General features: G+C 71.3%; 6 protein-coding genes and 1 tRNA gene. 5 read left to right on the top strand and 2 right to left on the bottom strand.

From position 1 onward, the window contains the following. Nucleotides 1–858 (bottom strand): deoxyribodipyrimidine photo-lyase (locus PV363_RS15000; RefSeq protein ID WP_301022737.1); only part of this gene is annotated, 858 nt, incomplete at its 3' end. Nucleotides 859–912: 54 nt separating this feature from the next. Here PV363_RS15000 and PV363_RS14995 point away from each other — a divergent pair. From PV363_RS14995 to PV363_RS14985, 3 genes are all read left to right on the top strand, one after another. Further along, nucleotides 913–1,614, top strand: a complete 702-nt coding sequence (locus tag PV363_RS14995) for a metal-dependent transcriptional regulator (RefSeq protein ID WP_220343561.1) — start codon at nucleotides 913–915, stop codon at nucleotides 1,612–1,614. 132 nt (nucleotides 1,615–1,746) lie between these two features. Beyond that, nucleotides 1,747–4,089: a bifunctional diguanylate cyclase/phosphodiesterase gene (locus PV363_RS14990; protein ID WP_301022736.1), complete on the top strand. Its 2,343-nt coding sequence runs from the start codon at nucleotides 1,747–1,749 to the stop codon at nucleotides 4,087–4,089. A 73-nt stretch (nucleotides 4,090–4,162) separates the two neighbouring features. Further along, nucleotides 4,163–4,702 carry a PGPGW domain-containing protein gene (locus PV363_RS14985; protein WP_220343563.1) on the top strand — a complete coding sequence of 180 codons (540 nt, stop codon included), beginning with the start codon at nucleotides 4,163–4,165 and terminating at the stop codon, nucleotides 4,700–4,702. A gap of 49 nt (nucleotides 4,703–4,751) precedes the next feature. Here PV363_RS14985 and PV363_RS14980 read toward each other — a convergent pair whose 3' ends face one another. Beyond that, complete coding sequence (locus PV363_RS14980; protein WP_220346161.1) at nucleotides 4,752–5,096, bottom strand: hypothetical protein; 345 nt, start codon at nucleotides 5,094–5,096, stop codon at nucleotides 4,752–4,754. A 22-nt stretch (nucleotides 5,097–5,118) separates the two neighbouring features. Here PV363_RS14980 and PV363_RS14975 point away from each other — a divergent pair, with 22 nt between their 5' ends. Together PV363_RS14975 and PV363_RS14970 are read left to right on the top strand one after the other, a co-directional pair. After that, entirely contained in the window at nucleotides 5,119–5,688 is a 570-nt protein-coding gene (locus PV363_RS14975; protein ID WP_220346162.1) for a methyltransferase domain-containing protein, read from the top strand. A gap of 26 nt (nucleotides 5,689–5,714) precedes the next feature. Continuing rightward, a tRNA-Arg gene (locus PV363_RS14970) sits at nucleotides 5,715–5,787 on the top strand. Nucleotides 5,788–5,875: the final 88 nt, after the last annotated feature.

Genomic DNA, 5,875 nt, shown 5'->3' with positions numbered 1-5,875 from the left:
CGAGGCGAAGGCCGGCCCCCACGGATCCCACGCCGAGTCCGGGCGCTGGTCGAGCACCTCGGCGTAGAACTCGCGGAACGCCAGCTCCCGACGGTACGCCTCGGAGCCTGGGCCACGTCCGAGCCCGGCGAGCAGTGTGCGGGGGTGGATCTCGCCCCACCGCAGGTGCACCGACATCCGTGAGGTGCGGTCGTCACCGGGAAGGTCCCGTTCGGTCGCGTAGTCGTCGAGGCCGTCGGCCACGAACTCGTCCCACCGCCGTCGGGCCGCGACCTCTCCTGGGACGGGGAGGGCGAGACCGTCCGGCAGCTCGGCGTCCGGGACCTCGACGGTGGGCGGCCCTGGCGACACCCACGCCCCGTCGTAGGGGTCTCGTGCGGGGGCCCGCCAACCGTGCTCGAGCCACGCGGCGTAGTAGGGGGTGAAGACCTGGTAGCGGCCCCCGTCGCGCCTGGTCACCCGGCCGGGAGCGACCGCGTACGGCGAGCCGGTGCGGACGAGCGCGACGCCGTGCTCGCCGAGGGCGTCGGCGACCCGGGTGTCTCGGCGGCGTCCGTACGGCGTGTGGTCGCCCGCGACGTGCACGCTGGCCGCGCCGACCCGGCGGGCCACCCCGACCACCTCTCTCGCAGGGTCCCCGGCGACCACGTGGAGTCCCGTGGCGCCCAGTCGTCGGGAGAGGTCGCGCAGCGAGCCCGCGAGGTAGGCCCGTCTCGGCGGCGGGGCCGCGTCCCACAACCGCGGGTCCAGGACGAAGAGCGGGACGACGCCGTCGCCGCCGGCCTCCAACGCCGTCACGAGGGCCGGGTTGTCCCCGAGGCGGAGGTCTCGCCGGAACCACAGCACCGAGATCGGCATCCGCCCATCCTCGACGGTGCACGGGGTCTGTGCACGATCTGGAACAATAGGCGCGTGAGCGACCTGATCGACACCACCGAGATGTACCTGCGGACCATCTACGAGCTCGAGGAAGAGGGCATCGTCCCTCTGCGCGCGCGCATCGCCGAGCGTCTCCACCAGAGCGGGCCCACGGTCAGCCAGACGGTAGCCCGGATGGAGCGGGACGGGCTGCTCACGGTCGAGGGCGACCGCCACCTCGAGCTGTCCGACCAGGGGCGCGCGCTCGCCACGCGGGTGATGCGCAAGCACCGCCTCGCCGAGCGCCTCCTGACCGACATCATCGGGCTCGAGATCGAGTACGTGCACGAGGAGGCGTGCCGTTGGGAGCACGTCATCTCCGAGCAGGTCGAGCGCAAGCTGGTCCGACTGCTCGAGCACCCGACCGAGTCGCCGTACGGCACGCCCATCCCCGGGCTGGGCGAGCTGGACGAGGCGGCGGTGCAGGCCGAGGCGTTCCTCGGGGCCGGCGTGATGCACCTGACGGCGACCCTGGCGACCAACGGTGATGCGTCGCGGCTCGTGGTGCGACGCATCGGCGAGGAGCTGCAGAAGGACACGACCGCGATGTCGGTCCTGCGTCGCGTCGGTGTGCTCCCCGGCAACGACGTTCTCGTGTCCTCGGCGCCCGACGGCGGTGTCGTCGTCGCGCGGGGCGGCGAGACGGCGGAGATCGACGCGGACGCCGCCAGCCACATCTTCGTCACGCGGCCGTGAGCGTCGCCCCCGGCTCCGACTCCTCCCGGCGTCGTGCCCGCGACGCTCGGACTCGCGGGCTGCCGGGCCGATGGTGCAGGGTGCTCATGAGGTCGGCGGGCTGCTAGGTCGACCGACGACCGGGGGGACACGATGAACGCAGCGCAGCGTCACGCACGCTGGTTCCTCAGCGCCTCGGTGGTTCTCGCGGCCGTCGTCGTCACCGTGCTCACCGTGGCGGCGCTCGTCGCGCAGGGAGAGTCTCTCGACCCGTGGTGGCTGCTCGCCGTCCCGGCGATCGTGCTCACCAGCGCGGCGCCGCTCTACCTCGACCGCTATGACGACTGGCTGGCGGTGGGCACCGAGTTCTGCGTCCTGGTGATGCTGTCGCTCGCGCTCGACTGGCCGCAGGCCCTCTCCCTCTGGATCATCGGCGTCGTGCTGGCCCAGCTCGTGCCGGTGGCGCGGGCCCCTCGAGCGTTCGACGCGTCGCTCTCCATCGTCTGCGGTGCCGTCGCCGTCGCCGTGGTGTCGATCCTGGGCACCGGGACGTCCGGCTACCGCGAGGTGATGGTTGTCGGGGCGGCCTTCACGCTCGCGTTCCTGATCGACATCGGTGTCTCGGTGCTGCGTGTCCACGCCGCCGAGCCGCCCGACCCCGGGAGCATCGCGGCGCGGGGATACGAGGTCCTCACCCTCTACGGGCTGTACGTCGGGGTGACCGCGATGGGCTACGTCTCGGTGCTCCTCTACCGGGCGGTGTCACCGTGGGCGCTTCTCGCGGTCCTGCCTGCGCTGGCGATCGTGCTGATGGCGGTGAAGGGTCTCACCCGCGAGCGCGAGACCGCGCGGCGGCTCAAGGTGCTGTTCGAGACCGCGAACGCGCTCCACTCCGCCTCGACGGAGGGGGAGGTGCTGGCCGTGCTCGACGCGGGGGTCCGGCGACTCGGGAAGTCCGCCGGCTCCGGACTGCGGAGCGAGCTGCCCGCTCCCGGTGACGTCCGGCGGCTCTTCATCTCCGGCGACGACGTCTACTGGCTCGTGATCCACGGCACCGGTGGCCCGCAGGCCGCGACGCTCCGACGCACGGAGGCCCTGGAGTCGATCGCCCAGCAGGCCGAGGAGGCACTCTCGCGGATGCGGATGAACCGTGACCTCGTCGACAGCGCGGAGCGCGATCCGCTGACGCGGTTGAGCAACCGCGCGGTCTTCCTCGACACCGTGGACGAGGCGTTGTCCGCCGAGGGCGGGAGACAGTCGTGCGCGATCCTGTTCTGCGACCTCGACGGCTTCAAGCGGGTCAACGACCAGCTGGGACATGCGAGCGGCGACGCAGCGCTGGTGGAGATCGCGCGCCGCCTCGTCGCCGACCTTCCCGACGACGTGCGGGTGGCTCGCCTCGGCGGCGACGAGTTCGCCATCCTCGTGACGGCGTCGGCGAGCGGAGCGGTCGGACTCCGCGATCGCACGATGGATCTCGCCGCGCAGGTCGGCGAGATCGTCGCCCGACCGATGGTGCTGGACGCCCGCACGATCGAGATCGCCACCAGCATCGGCGTCTCGTGGACCGACACGGAACGCGTGAGTGCCTCCGAGCTCCTGCGCAACGCCGACATCGCGATGTACGTGGCCAAACGAGAAGGCGGTGGCCGCGTCGTCGTCTACCGTGCGGCCATGGGGGAGGAGCGCGTGCGGTCCTTGGAGCTGGTCGACCGGTTGCGCCGGGCGATCGACGAGCGCCGGCTCCGTGTCGTGTACCAACCGATCGTCTCCGCCGACGAGCAGCGGCTCCTTGCCGTGGAGGCACTGGCCCGGTGGACCGAGGACGGCGAGGTCGTCTCACCGGAGGAGTTCATCCCGCTCGCCGAGGATGCCAACCTCATCGAGCCGATCGGTGAGCTGGTGCTCGACCAGGTCTGCGACGACCTGGAGCAGCTCGGTCACGCGCTCGACCCCGACACCGCGATCGCGATCAACCTGTCTGCGCGTCAGCTCGACTCGCCGCGGTTTCTCGCTCGCATCCATCGCGCCATCGGCCTGCTGGCCCCGCATCCGCTGACGCTCGAGATCACCGAGACGGAGACGATCAGTGAGGAGGTCATCGAGTCGAGGGTGATGGAGGACCTGGTCGAACGCGGGGCGATCCTGGCGGTCGACGACTTCGGGGTGGGATTCTCCTCGCTCGAACGGTTGATGCGGCTGCCCGTGCAGGTGCTGAAGCTCGACCGGGTCTTCTCGCGAGACGTCGACACGGGCGAGGAGCAGGCGGCGTTCCTCACCTCGATGCTCGAGATGGCGTCGGCCACGAATCTCAAGACGGTCGTGGAGGGCATCGAGCGGCGGTCGCAGGTGGAGGCCGTCCTCTCGGACCTGAGTGCTCGCGGGCGTCGCACGCTCGCGCTCCAGGGCTACTACTTCGGCGGACCGATGAGTCCGGCGACTCTTGTCCGCTGGTCGGGGCAGCGGGCGCGGGCGGCCTCGCTGCGGCGGCGGTGACCACGGTGGGCCGCAGGACGGTCGGCCGTTTCAGACGCTTTGGCATGCTGGTCCGGTGGGACGAGGGAGGGTGATGAGCACCGTACGAGGATTCGGTTCGTGGCTGCGCGCCACGGGGACGGAGCTGCTGGGATGGCTGCTCGTGGTGGCCGGCATCGCCGCGCTGGTGCTGCCCGGCCCCGGTCTGCTCATGGTGTTCGGGGGCCTCGCGGTCCTGTCCAACCGCTACGAGTGGGCGAGGCGGCGGGTCGAGCCGGTCAAGGCCAAGGCCTTCGAGGCTGCCCGCTACGGCGTCGCGACCTGGCCCAGGATCGCTCTGAGCGTCCTCGGCGCGCTCTCGGTGATGGCCTTCGGCGTCATCTGGTGGATGGCTCCGGCCGTCCCGACCGTGGGGCCGCTCGGCCCGGAGCTGCCGTTCAGCGGGTGGGGCACCGGACTGAGCCTCATGATCTCCTCGGTCATCGCGCTGGGCCTGCTCGGCTTCAGCGTGGCGCGCTTCCGCTACGGCGGTGACGACGACGAACGGGTGGACGGCGACCTCGTGGAGGCCGAGCTGCTCGAGGCCGAGGTCGGTGATCGCGAGGACGGCCGACGCGATGCCGAGGACCGCTAGCCGAGGATCACTAGCCGCAGCACCGGAGGCCCCGGCCGCGCGGGCGGCGCTACTGCCAGAGCACCGCGATCAGCACGTTGAGGACTGCGAGCCCTCCGATCGCGTGCGCCATCCAGACCGGGGCGCGGTCGCCCTTGCGGGTGGCCACGAACGCGAGCACGGTGACGACGATCGCGACGACCAGCTTGATGCCGATCTTGACGTGGTTCACGTCGAGGTCGTCCATCTCGCGGACGCCGACGAGCAGCAGACCGGTCACCAGAGCGGTCGCCGCGGCGTGCCAGACGCCTTTGGCGATCGGGACCGGGGTCCGCAGTCGTGATGCCCACGCCCCCACCACGAATGCCCAGGAAAGAAGGTGGATCGCGAGCAGGACGAGTCGAAGCGTCTCCATGGGCCGAACCATACTTGAGGCCATGGGGGATCAGATCAGTGAGGTGATGGGGCGCCTGCGACGCGAGGACTTCCTCCCGGACGACCAGAAGCGCTTCGCAGACCTGGACGAGCCGCTGCCGATCGGGTGGGGGCAGACCAGCTCGCAGCCGAGGACCGTCGCGGCGATGCTGCGGCTGCTCGACGTGTTGCCCGGCATGCGGGTCCTCGACGTCGGAGCCGGTTCTGGATGGACGACGGCACTTCTCGCGACCCTGGTCGGGGCAGAGGGTCAGGTCGTGGGGGTGGAGCTCGTCCCCCAGCTTCGCGTCCGCGCGACTGCGGCACTCGGGAGGCTGCATCTCGACCAGGCTCGGGTCGAGCTGGCGGAGCGGGGCGTCCTGGGCTGGCCGGTCGACGCGCCGTACGACCGGGTGCTGGTGTCGGCGCAGGCGCGATCGCTCCCCACGCCTCTCGTCGAGCAGCTGGCAGAGCAGGGTGCCATGGTCGTCCCGGTTCGCGGGCGGATGACTCGTGTCGTCCGTCAGGCGGGCGAGGAGGTCGCCGTCAGCGAGCACGGGTCGTACCGCTTCGTGCCGCTGCTCGACTGGTGAGGCTCCCCGCTAGTCTTGGGCGGTGCGCCCCCGTAGCTCAGGGGATAGAGCACCGCTCTCCTAAAGCGGGTGTCGCTGGTTCGAATCCAGCCGGGGGCACGACTAGCGTGGGGTCGTGGACTCCTGGGGCGCCGTCGTCGGGGTGGTGGAGCTGCCCGACGGCCGACGTGTGCGGGGGACAGGCCTG

The organism is Mumia sp., assembly GCF_028803055.1.
GTDB lineage: Bacteria > Actinomycetota > Actinomycetes > Propionibacteriales > Nocardioidaceae > Mumia.
This window is presented reverse-complemented; position numbering and strand designations above follow the sequence as displayed.